This window comes from Pseudomonas sp. GW821-FHT12A04, from assembly GCF_058807755.1.
Genome location: NZ_JBXAQZ010000006.1, coordinates 254,705 through 276,185 on the forward strand (window position 1 = coordinate 254,705; position 21,481 = coordinate 276,185).

A 21,481-nucleotide genomic window follows, 5' to 3' on the forward strand; every position below is an offset into this window, starting at 1 on the left:
TACTCACCAGAAGTAAAGGTCAGGCCACTAGTGTGCTGAGCGGTTAGTTCATTTATCTATTGGCAACGATATACCGTGCGTCCAATGTCATGGGTGCAGCTACGCAGTGTGCAGATCAGCAATTGCACGCTGCGTGTTCCCCTTCAGGAAACGGCGCGCTGTAGTGAGTCGACGACACCTGCCTGTTCTTCCTCTGTCAGCCCCACCCACAGTGGCAAGCGGATCAAGCGGTCCGACAGGGTGTCTGTATTTGTCATCGCGCCATGTTTTCGGCCATAGCGCAGTCCTGCCGGTGAGGAATGCAGCGGTACGTAATGGAACACCGGGTGGATATTGTCGTGTTTAAGTTTCTCTAGCGTGCGTTGGCGATCGATGCCGGGAGCAAGCAAGACATAGTACATGTGTGCATTGTGTGTGCAATCTGCCGGAATGATCGGGCGGCGTACTGCGCCTGTCGATTCAAGCCCTTCGAGCGCTTGGTGATAGTGGTTCCAGCTGCCCAGGCGATTTTGTGTAATCGACTGTGCCTCTTCCAGCTGCGCCCAAAGAAAAGCGGCGGTCAATTCACCTGGCAGGTAGGAAGAACCGACTTCCTGCCAAGTGTACTTGTCCACTTCACCTCTGAAGAAACGGCTGCGGTCCGTACCTTTCTCCCGAATAACCTCGGCGCGTAATGACAGTGTCGGGTCGTTAACCAGTAGCGCGCCGCCTTCGCCGGATATCACGTTCTTGGTTTCATGGAAGCTATATGCGCCCAGATCACCAATACTGCCCAAGGCTCTTCCTTTATAGGAGGCCATGACCCCCTGCGCAGCATCCTCAACCACGCGGAGACCGTGCCGGCGGGCGATCTCCATAATCGTGTCCATTTCGCATGCGACGCCAGCGTAGTGAACCGGAACGATTGCCTTGGTGCGAGGTGTAATCGCAGCCTCAATCAAGCGTTCGTCCAGATTCAGTGTGTCTTCTCTGATATCGACAAACACCGGTATTCCACCGCGCAATACAAAAGCGTTGGCAGTGGAGACGAAGGTGTAAGAGGGCATGATGATCTCATCCCCAGGTTCAATATTCAGCAATAGGGCTGACATTTCCAGGGCAGCAGTACAAGAGTGCGTCAACAGTGCCTTTTCGCTGGCGGTGTACTGTTCAAGCCACTGATGGCAACGTCGAGTGAAGGGGCCGTCTCCAGCAAGCTTATTAAGGAACTTTGCTTCTGCAATATAGTAAAGTTCCTTTCCCGTCATGAAAGGGCGATTGAAGGGAATTTTAAAGTCGCTCACTGAAGGTCTCCAGATTATTGTTTTTTGGCTAACAGCAAGAGTGAACCGCCGAGGGGAAAGGTGATACCTGCCTTCAAAAGGCCAAACTCTATCTTCATAACGAACTCAAGGAGCCGATTGGTCCGGTCAGAAATATCGAACTCGCTGTTTACTTCCGCATTTTTTTGACCGGGGCGCTGTCGTGCCAGCCACATCAAGGAGACGAGCAGGGTGACAAAGGACGTGACGTATTGAACCTCAAGGCCGGCGCGGCCTACCTTGTCGACAAGCTCGCGTCGAGTGTAGCGGCGCACATGACAGGCGCGTTCATCCGCCGCGGACCACAGCCACCGGTGCTGGGGAACGGTCAGCAATAGATGACCATCCTTATGCAGTGCACGGGAAAGGTTCGCCAGTACCTGTTCATCTTCATTGATATGTTCGATGACATCAAAAGCGCCAATTACATCAAATCGCGCTGCATCGTTCATGGCGCGCGCGTCCAGCTTTTCAAAGCTTGCGCCGGGCACGCGTCGACGTGCGTGCATCAGGCCTTCATCGAAAAACTCGGTGTAGGTGAGTGTCGTTTCGGGATACTCCTGCTGAATCCCTTCCAGCACAAAGCCGGTACCGCAACCAATCTCCAGGAAATTCCGGATTTTGCCGATGTGAGATTTCAGCACCCAAATGATCACGCGGTTACGGGTGCGAAACCACCAGTGGCGTGCCTCTGCCAGGGCAAGCACTTCAAAGGCGGACTTGGGGAGCGGGGTGCGATCTGGGGGCATCAATCTGGCTCTCTGTTTTAGTTTCTGTCCTGCTGGCGATTTTCCCGAATAGTATCCCACAAGTAAATAAAGCCACCGCAAGTGGCAGGGATCAGGGCCATTAGAGTGTAGTTTGCCAGGGAGGCGCCTACAGCTATATTGGCTGGTACGTCTAGTAGACCATAAAAATAAACAAAAAAACCTTCGCGTACCCCAAGCCCGCCCACTGTTATTGGAACCATGGTCAGGATGGCGATGACTGGATAGAGAGCAAAGTGCTGAATGAAGGGGATGTCATAGCCATAGGCACGAAATACCAAATACACTACCGATATCAGGGATATTTGATAGCAGCAGATAAAAAGCAGGGATGACGTGAGCGCCTGCCGGTAGGGGAAGTTTATCGTGCTGGCATGAAGCTTTTGAATATACATCAGCAATAGAGCAAGTAACGAGTTTTTGACGGTGCGGTGGCTATAAAGTGCATGGATTTTTTTGCTGGTCAATATAATTTGGGTCACTACTGCTATGCTGCTGACGGCACCGACGGTCATGATGAGCAGCGTGTAGTTGTCTGATGCAGGTAAGAAGGGCAAGGCAAAAAGGGTAAAGGTACATAACACCAATAGTCCAATCATGCGCTCAATAATTACCGTACTGCCTGCGGTACCCCGCTTTTTCGGGTGGCGTCGTTCGATGTGAAGCATACGAAAGGCATCCGCTCCCTGTGTTGAGGGTAAAATCAAACCTTGAAATTGAGAGATCAGATTTATTTTCCAGAGGTTTGCCAACGCTTCGTCAATCGAGTTGAGCCGCAGGAATACTTGCCAGCGGTTGACAGAAAAAAAAGAACTCAAAGTGATTGGGATAACAGCAGCCAGCGCAAGGTAGTGCCATGCTGTAATGTCACTGATTAATGCCGTCAGTTTAAGGTCAAATGTGTGTATGAGAAATGCGCAGATAAAAATCGCGACCAACAACTTCAAAAACGTTAATGGCATGCAGGGTGCTCAACGTAGGAGGGCGAGGCTAACGCTGTGTAGATAATAGATTGGCAAACCCTGTCAGGGTCGAGAGCGGCATGAGGGAGAGTAAACATGCTGCCTGTCTCCCTCCCTTACATGACAAGGGATGTCGGTTATTGAAGTTTTGATTTTATGTAGTCGGCCAGGTCATTGATGCTTTTAAGGCCTTCAATATCCTCGTCAGGTATCTCGATGACGTAGTGATCCTGGATAGACAGAATGATGTTGAACATGCCGAGAGAGTCAATGCCCTGGTCGCTCAGGTTGATGTTGTCGCGCAGCGTTGAGGCATCTGCTACAACATCAGCCTGGGAAATAATGTTGATAAGTTGTTCTTTTGTCTGGGGCATGGTTAGTAATTCATCGTATAGGTGTTGAAGTTACCCCGGCCGGTACGTTTGTACTGCGGGAGGGAAGCTTGGTGGCATCGCTGGCAGTTGACGAGGTTGTCTGCAGGCTACTGAGCTGAACGGTGGTCATGTTGCCACACTCCATGCAACAGAGGGGGCTGCTCTGTTGCCCGCTTCAAAAAGATGCCGCACATTAGCAGCTGTCGTGAGAGGCGTGTAGTGTTGATCGTCGAGCCATAAGCTTCGCTGAACTGGTACCTCGCCTTACTGCAAGGTTCGAATGCTAGCGGTAGGCTACTCGACTTTGAGGGCGCTGAAGTAGAGCATGCCGATATGTTCTGCATTGAGCTCAATGCGACTACGGGTCAATCGAGTGCCCAGCGTCTGCTCAAGTGTCAGCCCTACCCCGCTCAAGTCAGAACACGGCGGCCACTTTGGGCTTTCCCAGCGACAGAAGACCCATTGGCTGCCACTGGGTATGCTCAATTCCTTGAGATGCAGTGCCTTGTTCATGGATACCAGCACTTCGATCGGAGAGAAGTCATCTGGCATGGTCGTCAGGGTCACTGACCGATGGGCGGGTGTGAAAACACATTGTTTTTCAACCAGCGACTCGTCGTAAGCACGTCGTGTGTCGGCGCAACCTTCGCCTTGAATCAATTTGCCTTCATGATCAATACCATCGAGTTGAAAGGTGAAGGTAGCGACAGCCTCACCCGGCAATGATCGAGGGGTTGATCTAGGCCACCAGTGACAGGTGAGTAGATGTTTGGTCATTCTACTGATTCTGAAGTCCAGCTTTTCGATCCGTGCGTGCGGTGCGTGGTGAGTGATGGCCTGCATCGTGGCATTGAGCATGTCGGACCCTTGTATGTAGGTTCGTTCGCCTTTGAATCCCAGTGATAGCTCGATGAAGTGCATCACTTTTGTTTCCTGAGGTGGGCTGTCATGTTAGCCCTGTGATTGATTGCGAAGTTTCCAGAAACGACGCCGTTTGGGGCGATGTCGCCGATGACAACCGAGCCCATTTTTATTTGTACCGCGTCGCCAATCACAAGGCCCTGTGCGATGGAGCAAGAGGCGCCAACCCATGCGCCGGTCCCCAGGCGTGTGCGTCCTGCAATAACGGTATTGCCAGAAATCACAGAGTTCTTGCCAATCACGGCGCCATGACCAATGTTGGTCATGATGCCGATCTGGCAATTTTCGCTGATGGTTGTCGGCTGCTGGAACAAGGACCTCGCGATTACTGCGCCAGCAAGTATCTGGCAACCCGATTCAATGCGTACACCGCCCTGATGTTTAACCACCATCAGCGTGCCGTTGTCGTTGCGTAGCGTGATCAAGCCTTCGGCGCCTACAACGGCATTTGAACCGATGTAAACATTGTCTCCGATCTCGACAGGGCCTTCGATCACCACATTTGCTGAAATTTCGACATTGTTACCCAGTGTGGCCAGTGGCGAGATAACGGCGCTGGGGTGCAGCGTGCAATTGTCGCCGATGCGCGGTGCTTGCGCAGCTGCGCACTTTGTCTCTTCACTCAAACGGTTGTAGAGGCGGAAAAAAGAGGTGCGTGGGTCGGCACAGAATACAATTGATTTTTCAGTCGCTAACTCTTCATTTTTTAAACTTTCGGGGCACAAGGCACACGCGACGTTGGGCGTAGCCAAAGCCTTTTGCAAATAGTGCAAGTTCTGACAGTACACCAGTGCGCCTGGTGTTTGCGCATCGATTTCGTCGAGGTGTGCAAAGACCCCATTGTTTAAAATGTGTTCAGCAGGGAAATAATCCACGACGCGGTAAGCGGATGTCATCTTTACTCCACATGCTCTTCAATAATGGGGAATTGACTAAGGTGGGTTGCATTTTCGACCAGTCTTCCGAGGTACTCGCCTTGCACACCTAGTGCCAGAAGGATGTTACCGGCGAGGAATGACAGCAAGATCGCGAGCGATGCCCAGCCTGGCACTATTTGATCGGTCAGGAGGGTGCGCAGCAGAACATACATAGCGAATAAAATGCTCGACGCGCTGACCAAAAAGCCCCAGATCGACACGTAGCGAAGTGGTAACAGGGAGTAATTGACGATAAGGAACGAAAGCGTTTTGAACATCTTGCCAAGGGTATAAGTGCTTGGGCCGCCATCGGCGCGCGGCGCGTGGCGAATGCTCACGTTCGCCATCATGCTGACGGGCACCGAATTAAAAAGCATCGCGGCGATATGTGGGTGTGAGCCCTGATATCTGGCGAGCTGTCTTGCCACCTGTTGACTCATGGCCCTGTAGCTCGAGAGGCTGAAACCGGTCGGTTTGCCCATGACCTTGCTAACCAGTTTCTGGTTGATGCGCGAAGCCATGTTGCGCCAGGCGCTGTGCTGTTTTTCAGCCATCGGGATCTTTCCGATGACGACATGCTTGCCGGCTTGAAGTTGATCAATAAACAGTGGGAGGTCTTCGGGGAAGCACTGCAGGTCATCGTCGATTGTCACGACACAGCGTTTGCAGGCATAGCCGATGCCGCACAACGTAGCATGTTGTTGCCCCTTGTTCTTCGCGAAGCGAACGACTTTGACTCTGCGGTCTTGTTCGTGCAGTGCCAGAGCGGCAAGCCACGTCTGGTCCGGGCTCGCGTCATCGACAAGAATAATCTCCCAGTCGTCGCAAATCTGATCAAGAGTCGCGCGCGCGCGTTCGTAAAATTGCGGGAGCGTACTTGCGCTTTTATAAACGGGTACCACCAAGCTTACTGAGACGGTTTTATCAATCACCTTGAGCCTCATCCTGATCATTCGATTGTGCGATGACGCATACTGATAACGCGTCCTGCCTGGATTTTACAGGCTTGTAGAGTTGTTGTTTGCTACTTGGCATCACGTGCAGAGGGGGGAGGGTATGCTATATGCCAACCGATTGGTAATCCTCAGGGAACCGGCCACCGAACACATGAACTACATTACTGCTCATGTAAAGTGGGCCATCAGGCTCTACCAGCCGCCAGGCGTCGGACAACTGTGTACAGGGCACCGAACGAAGGCGGCTGTGCGCGGGGCACTTTCGGGTGCGCCGGGCTCCTGAACCAACGCTGTCATCCCACAAAGTTTCACGTTGTCCGGCACAGACGAAGCATAGGCTGACCGCCAAAGGTCACGTCCCCGCGCCTCAACCCTCAGGAATAAAAAAATGATCGCAACCCTCGTCAAAGTCTCGCTGCTTGCCGGTGCTTTGTTGTTGAGCGCCTGTTCGGGTGTGAGCGCCCATCGTGATTATTCGGCCGACCCGGTGCAGCCGGCCGGGTTTGGCCCAGGGCCGACCAGCAGCAATCCCGACAAGATGAATTTCCATGGCAGTGCGCTAGGCAATAGCTTCGGCGAATACGGCTCAGGTTTGCTGCACGACGATTGATACGCGCTCCGCAATGAAGAAGGGCGCTCCTTTGGGGGCGCCCTTTGTTGTGCGAAAAAAACGATCCGTTACTTAGCGTCAGGCACCGCCAGCCATTGGCGCAGAATCTTCTGGTAGTTGCCTGTCGCCTTGGCCAGGTGCAGCCACTGATCGACGTACAGCTTCCAGGTGATGTCGTCACGGGGCAGCAGGTAGGCTTTTTCGCCGTATTGCATGTAGTGCGTGGGGTTGACCGCGCACAGGCCCGGCTTCAGCTTCTGCTGATACAGCGCCTCGGATGCGTCGGTGATCATCACGTCGGCTTTTTTATCCAGCAGTTCCTGAAAGATGGTCACGTTGTCGTGCAACTTCAATTGCGCCTTGGGCAGGAAGGCGTGGACGAAGGCTTCGTTGGTACCGCCGGCGGGTTCGACCAGGCGAACCGTTGGCTGGTTGATCTGTTCGACGGTCTGGTACAGCGCCTGGTCTTCGCAGCGCACCAGCGGGATTTTGCCGTCGACGTCCAGGATGCTGCTGAAGAAGGCTTTTTTCTGCCGTTCCAGGGTGACCGAGATGCCGCCCATGGCGATGTCGCACTTGCCGGCGAGCATGTCGGGCATCAGGGTTTTCCAGGTGGTGGGCACCCACTCGACCTTGACGCCAAGGCTGTCGGCCAGGGCGCGGGCCATGGCAATGTCGATGCCGGAGTATTCGCCGTCCTCGGCTTTGAGGGTGTAGGGCTTGTAGTCGCCGGTGGTACAGACGCGCAGCTGTCCCTGTTGCATGACGCTGTCCAGATGCGAAGGTTCTGCCTGGGCGCCAAGGGAGAGTGCGAGCAAGCCGCCGAGCATCATTGCTCTTTTGATTTTCGTCATTGTTATCGGGCTTTTGTGCTGGAGTGGTTTTGAAAGGGGAGTGTAGTGAAACTTTCACCGGTGTGAAAAATCAACGCCCCTGAAGATGACTCATTCCACTTCCGGGCTCAACGTACCCAGCCACGCCACCAACCCCACAATCAATATCGCCGCGGCCATTTCCACCAACACACTGCGCCGAAGTGCATGGGCTGCCACGCGATACTGGCCCTCTCGCAACGACCGCTCCAGCAAGGGGCCAAGATAAAAGCGGTTCAGCGCCGCCAACACCAGCATCCCGGCAAACAGCAGTACTTTGATCGCCAGCAAAATTCCGTAGTGGCTGAGTAAAACCTCATCGAGTTTCGGTCCGACAATGAAGAGGTAGTTCACCACGCCCGTCACGGTGATGATCACAACGACCAGCGCACCGACAAGCTCAAATCGCCTGACTGCGTGAGCCAGCAACCGTATGTGCGCTTCGGTTTGCAGGGCCCGGGGTTGCGCCATCACCGCAAACGCCAACAACGCGCCGAGCCAGACACCCGCCACCAACAGGTGCAGGATGTCCGTAGCGAAATGCCAGTAACGGCGACTGCCTTCGTCCATGGCGCCATGCCCGCTCCAGGCCAGACTGGCGAGGGCGATGCCGCCGGCCGTGGCGGCGATCACCAGGCTGATGCCGGGGGCGCGTGGGTTGAGCATCAACGCCAAACCCGCGACCGCTAATGCAATCATCCGCACGGCCCAGGCCAACCCGACGTCCGTCTCGAACAGCATCATTTCGAGGTGAGGGCGCAACTCGGTAACGTCTGATTCACCGCTCATGACGCGGACCATCAGCACCATGCCGGCGATGGACAGCAGCGCGCCGAGCCCGGCTGTTCCCGTCAATAACCGGCGAAAGGGCAAGACTGTCCCGGATTGCCGTTCCTGTCCCTTGAAGCTGTAGAGCCCGAATAGCGCCACACCAAACAACAACATCAAATCCACATACAACACAAACCGCAGCACGACGTTGGCCGAGTCGCTCATCGATCATTTCACTTTGAAGGTGACGTTGCCGGTGATCGGGTGGGTGTCCGACGACACCGCGCGCCATTCGACCTTGTAGGTACCGGCAGCCAGGGGCGCTGCCGGGATGATGAACATGGTCTTCGGATCGCTGCCGCCGCTGACTTTGGCCTTGACCGGCATTGGGGCGTGGGCCATGCCGGCCATTTCGGTCATCAACAGTTTTGCACCGGAAAACTGGGTGACGAGGTTTTCGGAGAAGTGCAGTTCGATCTTGTCGGGTGATGCACCTTCTACGCCTTCCGCCGGGGTGGAAGAGAGTAGTTTGGGGTGCGCTTGAGCGAGGGTGCTAACAAGCAGGCCGCTGAGCAACGCGACTGCGATAGCGGTGGGTTTGAAGATGCGCATGCAAGGTCCTTTACCGCTCGAAGCGGTTGTTGTTGGTTTTGGGTGAGTCTGTTCAGAACCACAGCCGAATACCGAGCACGAGGCGGGTTTCGCTGCGGTCCTCGCCTTCGTCGTTGGCGTAGTCGGCGGTGTTGCCGTAGGTGCGGTTCCAGGTCACGCCGAGGTAGGGCGCGAATTCCCGGCGGATTTCGTAGCGCAGGCGCAAGCCAGCCTCGGTGTTGGACAGCCCCGCGCCGATGCCCCGTTGCGGATCGTTTTTGCCGTAGGCGTTGAGCTCGACGGTCGGCTGCAGGATCAGCCGATTGGTCAGCAGGATGTCGTAGTCGCCTTCCAGCCGCACGGCGCTCTGACCGCCTTCGCCGATGAAGGCCGTGGCTTCGGCCTCGAAGTTGTACAGCGCCATGCCTTGTACGCCGAATGCGGCCCAGGTTTGCGGGGCACCGGGTTTGAAGTCCTGGCGCACGCCGCTGACGACGTCCCACCATGGGGAAATGGCGTGGCCCCACAGGGCCTGGATTTCCGCGTCCTTGGTCACGCCGTTGGTGCGCTCGCCTTCGGAGCGCAGCCACAGGCGATCAATGTCACCGCCGACCCAACCGGACAAATCCCAGGCCAGGGTGCTGCCGTCATCTGCGTCCTGCCATTCCAGTTTGTCGGCGAGGAAAAAGGAGTTGAGCGTGCTGTCATGTACGTGGTGGCCGGCGGGATCGGCATACACCGCAGCGCGATCGGCATCGGTCAGCACCGGGATCGGCGTGCGGCTTTCGCTGGGGGCGGCGGGCTGCATCTGGCCCTCGTCCATGCCTTGCATCTGGCCGTGGTCCATCTGGCTGTGATCCATGCCTTGCATGTCATCGCTGGCGGCCATTGCCGTCGAGGTCACGAGTGCGAAAAAAACCGGGGTGAATCGAATCATGGGGCGCACCTCATTCTTCCACGCGAACTTCACGGAACATGCCCATTTCCATGTGGTACAGGAGATGGCAGTGATAGGCCCAGCGGCCGAGCGCATCGGCCGTAACCCGATAGCTGCGCCGGGAACCCGGTGGCATGTCGATGGTGTGTTTGCGCACCATGAACTGGCCGTTCTCGTCTTCGAGATCGCTCCACATGCCATGCAGGTGGATGGGGTGCATCATCATCGTGTCGTTGACCAGTACGATCCGCAGTCGCTCGCCGTACTTGAGGCGCAACGGCTGTGCATCAGAGAACTTCACGCCGTTGAACGACCAGGCGAATTTTTCCATGTGGCCCGTCAGGTGCAGCTCCAGGGTGCGGCCAGGCTCGCGGCCGTCCGGGTCTTCGAAGGTGCTGCGCAGGTCGGAGTAGGTGAGTACGCGGCGCCCGTTGTTGCGCAGGCCCATGCCGGGGTCGTCGAGTTTCGGTGAGGTGGACATGGCTTGCATGTCCACCAGCGGGTTGTCGGTTTCCGAGGCCGGGTGGGACTGCATGCCGGGCATATCGCCCATAGCCATGTTGCTGTGATCCATGCCCGCCATGCTGCCGTGGTCCATGCCGCCCATGCCCATGTCATCCATGGTCACCAGGGGGCGCGGGTCCAGTGGCGGCAGCGGCGCAACCAGTCCTGTCTTCACTGCCAGGGTGCCCCGTGCGTATCCGGTGCGATCCATCGCCTGGGCGAACAGGGTGTAGGCCGCTTCGGTCGGTTCGACGATAACGTCGAAGGTTTCCGCCACGGCGATGCGAAACTCGTCGACGCTCACGGGTTTGACGTACAGGCCATCGGCGGCGACCACAGTCATTTTCAGGCCGGGGATGCGCACGTCGAAGTAGGTCATGGCCGAGCCGTTGATGAAGCGCAGCCGCAGCTTTTCTCCGGGGCGGAACACCCCGGTCCAGTTCGAATCCGGCGCCTGGCCGTTCAACAGGTAGGTGTAAGTGGCGCCGCCGACGTCCGCCAGGTCGGTGGGGTTCATCTTCATCTCGGCCCACATTTTGCGGTCGGCGATGGTTGGCCCCCAGCCTTTTTCGCTGACGTCGTGGATGAAATCGCCCATGGTGCGTTTGTTGAAGTTGTAGTAATCGGACTGTTTTTTCAGCGTCTTCATCAGGCCGACCGGGTCTTCGTCGGTCCAGTCGCTGAGCATCACCACGTAGTCGCGGTCGTACTGGAACGGCTCCGGATCTTTGGCGTCGATCACCAGCGGGCCGTAGACGCCGGATTGTTCCTGAAACCCCGAATGGCTGTGATACCAGTAGGTGCCGTTCTGGCGCACCGTGAACTGGTAGACGTACATGCCGCCGGGCTCGATGCCCTTGAAGCTCAGCCCCGGCACGCCGTCCATGTTGGCCGGCAGCAAGATGCCGTGCCAGTGAATGGACGTGCTGTCCTTGAGTCTGTTGCGCACCCGCAGCGTCACCGTATCGCCTTCACGCCAGCGCAGCAGCGGGCCGGGGATGCCGCCGTTGATGGTCATCGCGGTGCGTGGGCTGCCGCTGAAGTTGACCGGGGATTCGCCGATGAACAGGTCGAATTCATTACCGGCCAACACCTGCGGTTCGCCGGGACTGCTGATTGCCCAGGCCGGCGTGCGCCATAACCCGAGGCCGCCGAAGAGCCCGCCGATGGCCAGGCCTTTGACGAAGGTGCGTCTTGAAGTGTGGGAGTGCATGCCGTCTGTTCCGCCCGTCAGCCTGTTGAACTTGTCGATGAGGCTAGCAGGCGGTGCCTTTCAGCTGGCTGAGGCGAAGATTACAGTTTTGACAGGTTGGGCGTCGCTTACCGGCGTGAAGTGGACTTTTCCCTTGAGGCCACCGTGTCACCGCCGCAGTTGATGTAGGAAGACGACTTCAGCCAGCGTTGGTCCGGGTAGTAGGAAAACAACAACTGCCCGTCCTTCATCGAATCAATCAGCCGATGGGCAATCGCCGGTCTGACGGCCGGGCAACCCAGGCTGCGGCCGATGCGGCCATTGGCGCGGGCCAGCACCGGGCTGACATAGGGCGCGCCGTGAATGACGATGGCCCGGTCAAAGGCGTTATCGTTGAAGCCGGGCTCCAGGCCTTCCATGCGCAACGAGTAACCGTTCTGGCCGAGGTAGCTTTGCTGGGTGCGGAACAGACCGATGCTGGTGGCGTGGCTTTCGTTGCGGTTGGAGAACAGCGTGGCCATGTTTTCACCGCTGTTGCGGCCATGGGCGACCAGTTCGTGAAACAGCAACTTGCGCCGTTTAAGGTCGAAGACCCACAGGCGTTGTTCGGTCGAGGGCAGGGAGTAATCGATCACCGCCAGTCGTTGGGCGGGGGCGACACCTTGGGCACGGCTGCATTGAGTGGCACGAACGGCCAGGGCAATCACTTTGGCGTCGGCGCCGGGTGCTGCTTTGACCAGCGCGTTTTCAAGCGAATCGGCGTAGGCTGACGTTACTGAAAGGCACGTCAGTAAAATGGCAAATAAAAGGCCAAAGCGGATTAGCGCCATAGTCGGGTCTCATCATGATAATTTCGAGTCTAGCAGCGAGCGGAAAACTAGCCGTTTGAAACGGGGGATTAAGGATTATCCATGGTGCAGTTAACAAGGTCATTCGTCATAAGCCGCATATTTTTTATGGGCTTTCTGATCAGCGGTGCAGCGTTTGGGCAAGTTTCGCCGATTGAGCCGGTATCTGCGGCGAGCAGCACAATCGATGCCGCGGCGCCCGACGACGCGGTCGGCCAAGCGATTCAAGCGACCCTGGAACCGCTGCGATCGGCCTTTCCGCCGTTGCTCACGTCCAGGCGCCATCAGCGTGTGGATGTCAGTCGGGTGGTGCTGGATTTCTATATGCATCGCAACTATCGCGCCGCGTGGACGGATGATCGTGACGTGGCGCAATTACTCAAGAGCCTCGAAGCCACCCGGATCGACGGCCTGAATCCGGCGGATTTCCGCATCACCGAACTGGCTCAGGCCCATGAGTCGCTGGTGGCTGCCATGCCTTCCACGGCGCAACGGGCGATGTTCGATATGGCGGCGACCCGCACGTTCATCACCGCGCTGCTGCAACTGCGCCGGGGTAAAGTCGATCCGTCGCGGCTGGACATTCACTGGAATTTCGATCCTGCCGGCGGCAATGCCCACGAGGACATGAACAACCTGTTCGCCGCCCTCGATGCCCATGACGTTGCGCGTGCATTCGCCGATGCGCCTCCTCAGGAAGAGATTTACCGCAATTTGCGTGAAGGCCTGGCCCGGTTGCGCCAGGTCCATGATGCGGGCGGCTGGCCGAAAGTCACTGAAGGGCAATCGCTCAAGCCCGGCATGGACGGGGTGGCGGTGGCTCAATTGCGTGCGCGTCTGGTGGCGGGCGGTTACCTGGACGCGCACCTGTCGAAAAAAGCCGGTTACGACGACAAGGTCATCGCCGCGGTGAAGAAGTATCAGACCGAGCAATACCTGGGGGCCGATGGCGTGGCAGGGGCGGCGACGCTGGCGGCGCTGAACGTGCCGGTCGAGGCGCGGATCGATCAGGTGCGGGTCAACATGGAGCGCGCCCGGTGGCTGTTGTACAAACTGCAGGGCACGTTTGTGATCGTCGATATCGCCGGATACAAGGTGGCGATGTACCGTGACGGTCTGCCGATCTGGCGTTCGCGAGTGCAGGTTGGCAAGCCGGTGCGCAGTACGCCGGTATTCCAGGCCGAAATCACCTACATCACGTTCAACCCGACCTGGACCGTGCCGCCGACCATCCTCAAGCAGGACGTGATTCCGAAAGTCCAGAACGATCCGGGTTATCTGGCGGCCAACCGGATTCGCGTGCTGGATCGCGAAGGCAATGTGCTCGATCCGTCGAGTGTCGACTGGAGCAACCCGCGAGGCATCCACCTGCGTCAGGATGCCGGCCCCGACAGTTCGCTGGGGCAGGTGGTGATCCGCTTCCCCAACGACTATGCGATTTACCTGCATGACACGCCGCACCGCGAGCTGTTTGCCAAGACAGTCCGGGCCACCAGTTCAGGCTGCATCCGCGTGGAAAACCCCTTGCAACTGGTCGAGCTGTTGTTTAACGACCCGGTACGCTGGAACAGCGCCGGGATTCAAAAACAGTTGGCCAATGGCAGGACCGAGAACATCCCGCTACCGGTGAAAGTGCCGGTGTTGTTGGCTTACTGGACCGTGGACCTGAGCAATGACGGGCGGGTGACGTTCAAGCCCGACATTTATGATTACGATGCCAGGGTGCTGCAGGGCTTGAGTCAGCCTACGAAATTGCCAGCTCTGGACTTGCGTCGCGCAGAGATACCGCTGGTGGTGACGGGGCAGAACAAGCAGTAACGAAAGACTGGAAACGGGCGGCGGAGCGTATTACTGATCACTTAACACACGAAACCTGTGGGAGGAGCTTGCTCGCGATAGCGGACTGTCAGGCACCCCTTACGTGACTGTCCAACCGTCATCGCGAGCAAGCTCGCTCCCACAAGATTTGCGGTGTTCAAACACTTAACTGACTGGCATTAGCCCCTAAAGCGCCAACCCTTGTTGCACCACGACAAGCAGATCGGTTTCCGTCAGCGCCACTGCGTCCAGCTGTGTGGTGGCCTGCTCGATCGTTTGTAGCCACCAGTGTGTTTCACCGTGTTCGTCCACGGTGCGCAACAGGGCGAGTTCGTTGTCTGTTGTGTGGATCTCGACCCGCCCCTCACCGTCGGCGGTGAAGCGTGCAACCGGGTCAAAGGTAATTCTGTGCTCGTTGCCGGTGATCACCAACTGGTCGATGGCGTAGTCGCAAGCGTCGCCATCGGGGTGGCTCTCGAAGACGTGGGTGGGGTTGCGCCGCAGGATCAGGCCCGCTTCGGTCAAGGGCTGTAGCCAGGTCTCTATCCGTTGATACAGTTCGTAGACCTGGCCCGGCCAGCCATCGATCGCCTGATCCGCGCTGGCCAGCCGTGTCTGTTTCAATTTTGCGGCGAGTTCGTCTGCCTTGCTCATGTCGATTCCCTGTATTGAGGTTTGTCTAATCGTAGCTCGTTGACGCACAGCTAGCGCTTGCCCTGGGTCATGTTTGCAGCGCAGGCAGGGTGCGGACGTTGTGTCCGGGCAGCACCGACGGGCGGTGTGATACCGCTGGGCAAGTGGCCACCCATTTGTCCTGGATAACCCCGTAAACTACGCCACCCGAAGACTGAGGGCTTTGGGTCGTTGCCCATGCCTTGCCCCCGACAGGATGAACTTTTGCCCACGCGCTTTAACGACCCGGACCACACCCCTGGCATCGCATTGAAACGCATACCGCTGCGCAAGGCCGCGGTATTGTTCATTGCCACGGTGTGCCTGTGCCTGTGCGGTTTGCTCTACCTGCAACTGGAACAGTCCCGTCGCCACGACCTGAGCCTGGCGCAAGTGGCGTCTTCGAACCTGACGCGGGCCATGGCGCAGCAAGCCGAAGACACTTTCATGAAGGCCGACCTGGTGTTGACCAGCCTGGTGGACTGGATTCAGGTCGACGGGTTCGGCCCGGACCAACAGCCACGCTTGCAGCAGACCTTCGCTCGGCGCGTGCTGGCGCTGGATCAGTTGCACGGCATCCTGCTGTTCGACCAGAAGGGCCAGTGGGTGGTGACCTCGTTTGAAAATCTGCCTCGGGGGCCCGGCGTCGCCGATCGCGAGTACTTCAAGTATCACCAGCAGAACGTATCGTCGGTGGCGCATATCGGCCCGGCCATTCGCAGTCGGGAAAACGGTGAGTGGATCATTCCGGTTTCCAAACGGGTCAACGACAAGAACGGCCGTTTCCAGGGCGTATTGCTGGCCGGCATCAAGATGTCGTACTTCGACCAGTTCTTCAAAAGCTTCAGCCTCGACGACAACGGCTCGATGTTTCTCGGCTTGACCGATGGCACGCTGTTGGCGCGTCGACCTTTTGTGGAGGCGCAGATTGGCACGTCGTTGGCCCAGAGCGAGATTTTCCAGAAGTCCCTGCCACTGGCCAGCTCCGGCAATGCGATGTTCACATCCATCATCGATGGTGTGACACGCCTTTACGGTTACCGACAGCTGGAGGCGTATCCGCTGGTGGTCACGGCGGCGTCGTCCACGGAATCCATTCTCGCGGGCTGGTACGACACGGCGTTTCGCTCCAGTCTCATTGTTGCCCTGGTATTGCTGGGCGTGGGGCTGTTCGGGTGGGTGTTCCTGCATCAGGTGCGTGTTGGCGAGCGGGTCGAGTCGGATTTGCGCAGGGCACAGCAAGCGCTGGAGCTGATCGCCACCCACGACAGCCTGACCGGATTGGCCAACCGCCGATTGTTCGAGCGGGCGCTGGACGTCGAGTTCGGGCGCGGCGCCCGGCAGGCGAGCCCTTTGAGCCTGATCATGCTCGATATCGATTACTTCAAGCGCTACAACGACACCTACGGCCACGTGGTGGGTGATCACTGCCTGGCCGAAGTGGCACGCGCGCTGAAGAGTTGCTGCCACCGCAAGGCCGATCTGGCGGTGCGTTACGGCGGCGAAGAGTTTGCGGTGCTGCTGCCGGACACCGACATCCACGGCGCCATGACGATTGCCGAGCAGATCCGCCGCAGGGTCATCGACAAGAACATCTGCCACACCGGCTCGCCCAATGGCTACGTGACGGTGAGTCTTGGTTGCTATTCGTTCGTGCCGTCGGGGCGTGACAGCATGGATGTGTTTGTCGAGCGGGCGGATGCGGCGTTGTATCAGGCCAAGCATTCGGGGAGAAACCGCGTGGCAACGTTGTCGATGGCCGGTGGCGTCGAGGCGTTGATGCGCTCCGACCGTTGAGGTGCTGTTGCTGCCGGTGGTCTGTCTCCCTGGTCTGGCGGAATTGATCGTCTAGAGTTCCGATTGTTCTGTCGATCCCGGCAGACATCCACTCGCATGGACGATCGCCAACATGTTGATACCTCAAACGTTGACAGCCGTTGCTTTGACCGTCGCAGCCACTGCCATCTTTCCGCTGGCCAGCCACGCGCAATCGAAAATCACCGCCGAAGAAGCTCACTCGATCGGCGTGGATGCCTACATCTATTTTTACCCGCTGCTGAGCATGGACGTCACTCGCAAGCAGTTCACCAACATCGAGCCGGGCAAGGAGTTCGGTAAAGGCCCGATGAACATGTTTGTGAGTGTGCCGCAGTACCCGCCTGCCGATTTCAGAGGGGTGGTGCGCTCTAATTTCGACACGTTGTATTCGATTGCCTGGCTGGACTTGACCAAGGAACCGCTGGTGATCGCCGCGCCCGATACCGATGGGCGTTTCTACCTGTTACCGATGCTGGATATGTGGACCGACGTATTCGCTTCGCCGGGCTGGCGCACCACGGGCACTGAGGCCGGGCAATTTCTGGTGACGCCGCCGGGATGGACCGGGACGGTGCCCGCCGGGATGAGCCACCTGCCGGCGCCAACTCCGTTTGTCTGGGTCATCGGCCGTACCAAGACTGATGGCGCGGCGGATTACGCGGCGGTGCACAAGATCCAGGCCGGTTACACGGTTACGCCGTTGTCCCGGTTGGGCAAGGAGCCTGAAGCCGTCACCGTGAAGGTCGACCCGGCGGTGGACATGAAAACGCCACCGAAGATTCAGGTCGATTCCATGTCGGCTGCCAACTACTTCACTTACGCTGCCGAACTGCTGAAAGTGAATCCGCCGCACAGCACCGACCAGCCCATGCTGGCGCAGATCAAACGGATCGGCATCGAACCCGGCAAGTCGTTCGACATGGACACGCTGGATCCGCAAATCCAGGCCGCGCTGCAAAGCGTGCCCCAGGATGCGCAGGCCTTGATGACCTGGAAAGTGCCGACCCTGGCGCGGGAGGTCAATGGCTGGTCGATGAACACTGACACCATGGGTGTCTACGGCAACTACTACCTAAAGCGCGCCATCGTTACGCAGGTGGGGCTCGGTGCCAACCTGCCCGAGGACGCAATTTATCCGTTGAACATCGGCGACAGCAATGGCAAGCCGCTCGAGGGCGCAAACAAGTACATGCTGCATTTCAACAAGGGCGAGGCGCCGCCAGTGAATGCCTTCTGGTCGATCACCCTGTATGACCCGGAAGGGTTCCAGGTCGCCAACTCACTTAATCGTTTTGCGGTTAGTAGCTGGATGCCGTTCAAGAACAACGCCGATGGCTCGCTGGATCTCTACTTCCAGAACGAAAGCCCTGGCAAGGACCTGGAGGCCAACTGGCTGCCGGCACCCAAAGGGCCGTTCAACCTGACCATGCGTCTGTACGGCCCGAAAGCCGAGGTGCTGAATGGCAAGTGGAACCCGCCAGCGGTCAAGCCGATGTAGGCCTCAGGTGACAAAAAGCCGCCAATGACGGCATGTCATTAGCGGCTTTTGCCTGTCCAGCTACCCGTTCCGCCGCCAGCACCGCCGGTTCCGCCACCGGGCGCACCGGTGCCGCCGCCCGCGCCACTGCCCGGGCCATTGACGCCGGTGCTGCCGCTTGACGAGCCGGGGCTTTGTCCGCGCCCGTTATTACTCGAGGGATCGCTGGGCCTGTTGTTGTCTGGCAGCAGAGTTGAATTGCGGGTTGCGCCGGGTGCCGTACCGGTCGCGCCAGGACCATCGCCGGACGCGGCAAACGTGGCCAGGGACGTCGCCGACAACCATCCGGCCATGAGCAGCGAAGTCATTTTTATGTTCATCATGGTCGTCTCCCGGGATGAGTCGTTACCTGATGTTAGTGTGAAGGGTCACGCGGTTGGTGCCGCCCCGGTTGACGAGTGGCACGGGGCCTTAGGGCGCCACCGATCCATGGCCAAACGAGAACCCTGTGGGAGCGGGCTTGCCCGCGAATGCGACAGGTCAGGCAAATGGTTGGCCACTGATACGGCGCCATCGCGAGCAAGCTCGCTCCCACACAGCTCTCAGCGTGAGCAAGGCCTATGATCGACCAGCTTGCGCTCAAGGTGCTGCCGCCCCGGGACCGCTGACGCAACCTGCGAAACCTGCCGGTGTCACACGTCAGGCACCTCGTCCTCAGGAGTGTCCGTTCATGAAAAAGTTGCGGATCGCCACGTTCAACGTCAATGGCCTGCGCGCACGCCTGCCGAATCTGTTGGCCTGGCTTGAGCGGGAAAAACCGGATATCGCCTGCCTGCAGGAATTGAAGGCAGTGGACAGCGCATTCCCGGCGGCTGAGCTTGAAGCGGCCGGCTACGGCGCCATCTGGCAGGGTCAGGCGTCCTGGAACGGCGTGGCGATCCTGGCGCGGGATGCGCAGCCGCTGGAAAGCCGACGCGGGTTACCCGGCGATGACAGTGACAACCATAGTCGCTATCTGGAAGCCGCTGTCCACGGGGTTCTGGTGGGTTGCCTGTATTTGCCCAACGGCAACCCGCAACCGGGGCCGAAATTCGATTACAAGCTGGCGTGGTTCGAACGGCTTATCCATTACGCGCAGACGCTTGAAGGCTGCGAACATCCGGTGGTGCTGGCGGGGGACTACAACGTGGTGCCCACCGACCTGGACATCTACAACCCGCGCTCCTGGCTCAAGGACGCCTTGCTGCAACCGGAAAGTCGCGAGTGCTACCAGCGGTTGCTGGACCAGGGCTGGACCGATTCATTGCGGCACTTGCATCCACAGGATCGGCTCTACACGTTCTGGGATTATTTCCGTCAGCACTGGCAGAAAAACTCGGGGCTGCGCATTGACCATCTGCTGCTCAACCCGGCCCTGAGTCCGTATCTGCAAGACGCCGGGGTGGATGCGTGGGTGCGTAACGAGCCCCATGCCAGCGACCACGCGCCGACCTGGATTCAATTGGGCTCGCACAAGCGGCGTTGAGTGTTTTCATGCCGGGTGATTGGCTAAATCAATTGTCGGCGGCAATGCTTGATCCCGTATACATAGCGACCACTGGCGGAGCAATCCGCCGCTGCGTGCAAAAGGACTGAACGATGAGCGAGCCACGCCTGACCGACCGTGCTTTGTATCTGGAACGCCTGGGCTTCGATGCACCTCCAGCACCGACCCTGGAAACCTTGCGCCAGCTGCAATTGCGCCATACCGGCGTTTTCCCGTTTGAAAACCTCACCACATTATCCGGCGAGCCGGTGCTGATCGACTTGCCGTCCATAGAGCAGAAGGTCTTGCACGAAGGTCGTGGCGGTTACTGCTACGAACTCAACAACCTGTTCCTGGCCTTGCTACAGGAATTGGGTTTCGACGCCCGTGCCATCAGCGGCCGGGTGGTGATGGGGCAGCCGGAGGGCTCCTGGACTGCCCGGACCCACCGCCTGAGCCTGGTCATCATCAATGACGTGCGCTACATCACCGACGTCGGCTTCGGCGGCATGGTACCGACCGCGCCCCTGTTGCTTGATACCCGCGCCGAACAACCAACCCCGCACGAGTCGTATCGCATCGATCTGCACGTCGACGGCTTTACCCTGCGCGCCAACGTTGCGGGTGAATGGCGAGCGATGTACATCTTCGACCTGCAACGCCAGGAAGATATCGATTTTGCTGTGGGCAACTGGTACGTCTCGACCCACCCCGAGTCGTCTTTCGTCAAGCAGTTGATGGTGGCACGCACCGGGGAGGGGTGGCGACGCACGCTCAACAATGGCAGCTTCGCGATTCACCGGATTGGCCATGACAGCGAGCGGCGGGAGGTGACGGATGTTCAGGAACTGATTGGCCTGCTGGGCAGCGAGTTCGGCATTCGCGTACCGGAACAGGCGCAATTGGCACGGACTCTGAAACGATTGATCGCAGCACCGCAGTAACAGGCTGATCCTGGACATCGCACAGAGCTGAGCCGATTGATCGGCCCTTTGTGTTTCAGGGCCGAACACCCGGCTCCATCACCCGTTGGATTTCGCGCAAGGCCTCTGCCAGTTTCTGCTCCAGCCCCTTGAGTTCGGCAGGGGTGAGGGTTTGTTTCAGGTGTGCGCTCTTGCCTTCGTTGAGCAGGGCTCGGCGCAAGGTATTGTTGATCACCGTCTGGTAGCCGTACCCCTCGTGTTCTGCCAGTGCGCGGGCCGCTTCGATGACTGCGTCATCGAGCATGATGGTAATGCGGGTCTTGCCTTTGGCAGGCGCCACGGCCCCCCGCCTGGCGTTACTGAAATCGTATTCGTCTTTCACCGGTCATGCCTCCAGGTACTGACGACGCTCGCTTTTGGTGGCGATGCGCGCGGAAATGATTCGAACGAAATTCGGATCACGGTGGGTGTACACGACAACCAGCAACCGGCCTTTGGCGTCCAGCCCCAGGGTGATCCAGCGTTGTTCATCATGGTGGTTGTCCTCGATGGTCAGCGCTCGCTCGTCATGGAATACCGGTTCAGTCTCTGCGAGGCTGATGCCTTGGTGCTTGAGTTTGTTGGCTGCGTTCTTGGCCTTGTGGAACTGAATTTCGAATGACTTCATTATGCATACTTTATATGTATATAGAAGAGGCGGGCCTTACCGATGGTCGCCAGGAATT

The 21,481-nt window shown here is 58.1% G+C and carries 23 protein-coding genes; 6 read left to right on the forward strand and 17 right to left on the reverse strand.

Annotation, left to right across the window (positions count from 1 at the left end; all coding sequences use genetic code 11):
* Nucleotides 1-143: 143 nt before the first annotated feature.
* The 7 genes from rffA to AC1RS8_RS12165 all read right to left on the reverse strand — a co-directional run bounded on the left by rffA (nt 144) and on the right by AC1RS8_RS12165 (nt 6,174).
* On the reverse strand, nt 144-1,283 hold the full coding sequence (gene rffA / locus AC1RS8_RS12135; RefSeq protein WP_489340121.1) for a dTDP-4-amino-4,6-dideoxygalactose transaminase: 1,140 nt from the start codon (nt 1,281-1,283) through the stop codon (nt 144-146).
* 14 nt (nt 1,284-1,297) lie between these two features.
* Nucleotides 1,298-2,050, reverse strand: coding sequence for a class I SAM-dependent methyltransferase (locus tag AC1RS8_RS12140; RefSeq protein WP_489340122.1), 753 nt, complete (start codon nt 2,048-2,050; stop codon nt 1,298-1,300).
* A gap of 17 nt (nt 2,051-2,067) precedes the next feature.
* Nucleotides 2,068-3,030: a lysylphosphatidylglycerol synthase transmembrane domain-containing protein gene (locus AC1RS8_RS12145; RefSeq protein WP_407515315.1), complete on the reverse strand. Its 963-nt coding sequence runs from the start codon at nt 3,028-3,030 to the stop codon at nt 2,068-2,070.
* A 137-nt stretch (nt 3,031-3,167) separates the two neighbouring features.
* Nucleotides 3,168-3,404 (reverse strand): acyl carrier protein, encoded by a 237-nt coding sequence (locus AC1RS8_RS12150; protein WP_489340123.1) that lies wholly within the window; start codon nt 3,402-3,404, stop codon nt 3,168-3,170.
* Nucleotides 3,405-3,698: 294 nt separating this feature from the next.
* On the reverse strand, nt 3,699-4,325 hold the full coding sequence (locus AC1RS8_RS12155) for a hypothetical protein (RefSeq protein WP_057715610.1): 627 nt from the start codon (nt 4,323-4,325) through the stop codon (nt 3,699-3,701).
* The gene (locus tag AC1RS8_RS12160) at nt 4,325-5,221 is read right to left on the reverse strand and encodes a DapH/DapD/GlmU-related protein (RefSeq protein WP_057715609.1); all 897 of its coding nucleotides are present in this window, start codon (nt 5,219-5,221) and stop codon (nt 4,325-4,327) included. Before AC1RS8_RS12160 ends, AC1RS8_RS12155 begins: the two co-directional genes overlap by 1 nt.
* 2 nt (nt 5,222-5,223) lie before the next feature.
* Nucleotides 5,224-6,174, reverse strand: a complete 951-nt coding sequence (locus AC1RS8_RS12165) for a glycosyltransferase family 2 protein (RefSeq protein WP_157858931.1) — start codon at nt 6,172-6,174, stop codon at nt 5,224-5,226.
* A gap of 412 nt (nt 6,175-6,586) precedes the next feature.
* On the opposite strand from AC1RS8_RS12165, the gene AC1RS8_RS12170 reads away from it, so the two are divergent.
* Nucleotides 6,587-6,808 (forward strand): hypothetical protein, encoded by a 222-nt coding sequence (locus AC1RS8_RS12170; protein WP_489340124.1) that lies wholly within the window; start codon nt 6,587-6,589, stop codon nt 6,806-6,808.
* Between the two features lie 68 nt (nt 6,809-6,876).
* Here AC1RS8_RS12170 and AC1RS8_RS12175 read toward each other — a convergent pair whose 3' ends face one another.
* The 6 genes from AC1RS8_RS12175 to AC1RS8_RS12200 form a co-directional block, all read right to left on the reverse strand.
* The gene (locus AC1RS8_RS12175) at nt 6,877-7,662 is read right to left on the reverse strand and encodes a transporter substrate-binding domain-containing protein (RefSeq protein ID WP_090454174.1); all 786 of its coding nucleotides are present in this window, start codon (nt 7,660-7,662) and stop codon (nt 6,877-6,879) included.
* Nucleotides 7,663-7,752: 90 nt separating this feature from the next.
* Entirely contained in the window at nt 7,753-8,676 is a 924-nt protein-coding gene (copD, locus tag AC1RS8_RS12180; protein WP_489340125.1) for a copper homeostasis membrane protein CopD, read from the reverse strand.
* A 3-nt stretch (nt 8,677-8,679) separates the two neighbouring features.
* Entirely contained in the window at nt 8,680-9,063 is a 384-nt protein-coding gene (gene copC, locus AC1RS8_RS12185; protein ID WP_057715604.1) for a copper homeostasis periplasmic binding protein CopC, read from the reverse strand.
* 52 nt (nt 9,064-9,115) lie between these two features.
* Nucleotides 9,116-9,979, reverse strand: coding sequence for a copper resistance protein B (locus tag AC1RS8_RS12190; RefSeq protein ID WP_489340126.1), 864 nt, complete (start codon nt 9,977-9,979; stop codon nt 9,116-9,118).
* Nucleotides 9,980-9,989: 10 nt separating this feature from the next.
* A complete protein-coding gene (locus AC1RS8_RS12195; RefSeq protein WP_489340127.1) occupies nt 9,990-11,696 on the reverse strand; it encodes a copper resistance system multicopper oxidase in 1,707 nt (568 codons plus the stop codon).
* A 107-nt stretch (nt 11,697-11,803) separates the two neighbouring features.
* Nucleotides 11,804-12,505 (reverse strand): murein L,D-transpeptidase catalytic domain family protein, encoded by a 702-nt coding sequence (locus tag AC1RS8_RS12200; RefSeq protein ID WP_489340128.1) that lies wholly within the window; start codon nt 12,503-12,505, stop codon nt 11,804-11,806.
* A gap of 81 nt (nt 12,506-12,586) precedes the next feature.
* Between AC1RS8_RS12200 and AC1RS8_RS12205 the strand changes: the two genes are divergently transcribed.
* Nucleotides 12,587-14,341, forward strand: coding sequence for a L,D-transpeptidase family protein (locus AC1RS8_RS12205; RefSeq protein WP_489340129.1), 1,755 nt, complete (start codon nt 12,587-12,589; stop codon nt 14,339-14,341).
* 186 nt (nt 14,342-14,527) lie between these two features.
* Here the strand turns inward: AC1RS8_RS12205 and AC1RS8_RS12210 are convergent, their stop codons facing one another.
* Nucleotides 14,528-14,995, reverse strand: a complete 468-nt coding sequence (locus AC1RS8_RS12210) for a hypothetical protein (protein WP_489340130.1) — start codon at nt 14,993-14,995, stop codon at nt 14,528-14,530.
* Between the two features lie 216 nt (nt 14,996-15,211).
* On the opposite strand from AC1RS8_RS12210, the gene AC1RS8_RS12215 reads away from it, so the two are divergent.
* Together AC1RS8_RS12215 and AC1RS8_RS12220 are read left to right on the forward strand one after the other, a co-directional pair.
* Complete coding sequence (locus AC1RS8_RS12215) at nt 15,212-16,810, forward strand: sensor domain-containing diguanylate cyclase (RefSeq protein WP_489340131.1); 1,599 nt, start codon at nt 15,212-15,214, stop codon at nt 16,808-16,810.
* A gap of 112 nt (nt 16,811-16,922) precedes the next feature.
* The gene (locus AC1RS8_RS12220; protein ID WP_489340132.1) at nt 16,923-18,329 is read left to right on the forward strand and encodes a DUF1254 domain-containing protein; all 1,407 of its coding nucleotides are present in this window, start codon (nt 16,923-16,925) and stop codon (nt 18,327-18,329) included.
* Between the two features lie 38 nt (nt 18,330-18,367).
* Here the strand turns inward: AC1RS8_RS12220 and AC1RS8_RS12225 are convergent, their stop codons facing one another.
* Nucleotides 18,368-18,691, reverse strand: coding sequence for a hypothetical protein (locus AC1RS8_RS12225; RefSeq protein WP_489340133.1), 324 nt, complete (start codon nt 18,689-18,691; stop codon nt 18,368-18,370).
* Nucleotides 18,692-19,038: 347 nt separating this feature from the next.
* Here AC1RS8_RS12225 and AC1RS8_RS12230 point away from each other — a divergent pair, with 347 nt between their 5' ends.
* Both AC1RS8_RS12230 and AC1RS8_RS12235 read left to right on the forward strand, forming a co-directional pair.
* Nucleotides 19,039-19,833, forward strand: coding sequence for an exodeoxyribonuclease III (locus AC1RS8_RS12230; RefSeq protein WP_489340134.1), 795 nt, complete (start codon nt 19,039-19,041; stop codon nt 19,831-19,833).
* Between the two features lie 113 nt (nt 19,834-19,946).
* Entirely contained in the window at nt 19,947-20,777 is an 831-nt protein-coding gene (locus AC1RS8_RS12235; RefSeq protein ID WP_489340135.1) for an arylamine N-acetyltransferase family protein, read from the forward strand.
* 55 nt (nt 20,778-20,832) lie between these two features.
* On the opposite strand, the gene AC1RS8_RS12240 is transcribed toward AC1RS8_RS12235, so the two are convergent.
* Together AC1RS8_RS12240 and AC1RS8_RS12245 are read right to left on the reverse strand one after the other, a co-directional pair.
* Nucleotides 20,833-21,138, reverse strand: a complete 306-nt coding sequence (locus tag AC1RS8_RS12240) for a BrnA antitoxin family protein (RefSeq protein WP_090454198.1) — start codon at nt 21,136-21,138, stop codon at nt 20,833-20,835.
* A gap of 3 nt (nt 21,139-21,141) precedes the next feature.
* On the reverse strand, nt 21,142-21,423 hold the full coding sequence (locus AC1RS8_RS12245; RefSeq protein WP_057715593.1) for a BrnT family toxin: 282 nt from the start codon (nt 21,421-21,423) through the stop codon (nt 21,142-21,144).
* Nucleotides 21,424-21,481: the final 58 nt, after the last annotated feature.

Bases quoted from the DNA above. Each gene is read 5' to 3' on its own strand.
- AC1RS8_RS12140 (WP_489340122.1), bottom strand. From the start codon at position 2,050: ATGCCCCCAGATCGCACCCCGCTCCCCAAGTCCGCCTTTGAAGTGCTT.
- AC1RS8_RS12145 (WP_407515315.1), bottom strand. From the start codon at position 3,030: ATGCCATTAACGTTTTTGAAGTTGTTGGTCGCGATTTTTATCTGCGCA.
- AC1RS8_RS12150 (WP_489340123.1), bottom strand. From the start codon at position 3,404: ATGCCCCAGACAAAAGAACAACTTATCAACATTATTTCCCAGGCTGAT.
- AC1RS8_RS12155 (WP_057715610.1), bottom strand. From the start codon at position 4,325: ATGCACTTCATCGAGCTATCACTGGGATTCAAAGGCGAACGAACCTAC.
- AC1RS8_RS12160 (WP_057715609.1), bottom strand. From the start codon at position 5,221: ATGACATCCGCTTACCGCGTCGTGGATTATTTCCCTGCTGAACACATT.
- AC1RS8_RS12170 (WP_489340124.1), top strand. From the start codon at position 6,587: ATGATCGCAACCCTCGTCAAAGTCTCGCTGCTTGCCGGTGCTTTGTTG.
- AC1RS8_RS12175 (WP_090454174.1), bottom strand. From the start codon at position 7,662: ATGACGAAAATCAAAAGAGCAATGATGCTCGGCGGCTTGCTCGCACTC.
- copD (WP_489340125.1), bottom strand. From the start codon at position 8,676: ATGAGCGACTCGGCCAACGTCGTGCTGCGGTTTGTGTTGTATGTGGAT.
- copC (WP_057715604.1), bottom strand. From the start codon at position 9,063: ATGCGCATCTTCAAACCCACCGCTATCGCAGTCGCGTTGCTCAGCGGC.
- AC1RS8_RS12190 (WP_489340126.1), bottom strand. From the start codon at position 9,979: ATGATTCGATTCACCCCGGTTTTTTTCGCACTCGTGACCTCGACGGCA.
- AC1RS8_RS12195 (WP_489340127.1), bottom strand. From the start codon at position 11,696: ATGCACTCCCACACTTCAAGACGCACCTTCGTCAAAGGCCTGGCCATC.
- AC1RS8_RS12200 (WP_489340128.1), bottom strand. From the start codon at position 12,505: ATGGCGCTAATCCGCTTTGGCCTTTTATTTGCCATTTTACTGACGTGC.
- AC1RS8_RS12205 (WP_489340129.1), top strand. From the start codon at position 12,587: ATGGTGCAGTTAACAAGGTCATTCGTCATAAGCCGCATATTTTTTATG.
- AC1RS8_RS12210 (WP_489340130.1), bottom strand. From the start codon at position 14,995: ATGAGCAAGGCAGACGAACTCGCCGCAAAATTGAAACAGACACGGCTG.
- AC1RS8_RS12215 (WP_489340131.1), top strand. From the start codon at position 15,212: ATGCCTTGCCCCCGACAGGATGAACTTTTGCCCACGCGCTTTAACGAC.
- AC1RS8_RS12220 (WP_489340132.1), top strand. From the start codon at position 16,923: ATGTTGATACCTCAAACGTTGACAGCCGTTGCTTTGACCGTCGCAGCC.
- AC1RS8_RS12225 (WP_489340133.1), bottom strand. From the start codon at position 18,691: ATGATGAACATAAAAATGACTTCGCTGCTCATGGCCGGATGGTTGTCG.
- AC1RS8_RS12230 (WP_489340134.1), top strand. From the start codon at position 19,039: ATGAAAAAGTTGCGGATCGCCACGTTCAACGTCAATGGCCTGCGCGCA.
- AC1RS8_RS12235 (WP_489340135.1), top strand. From the start codon at position 19,947: ATGAGCGAGCCACGCCTGACCGACCGTGCTTTGTATCTGGAACGCCTG.
- AC1RS8_RS12245 (WP_057715593.1), bottom strand. From the start codon at position 21,423: ATGAAGTCATTCGAAATTCAGTTCCACAAGGCCAAGAACGCAGCCAAC.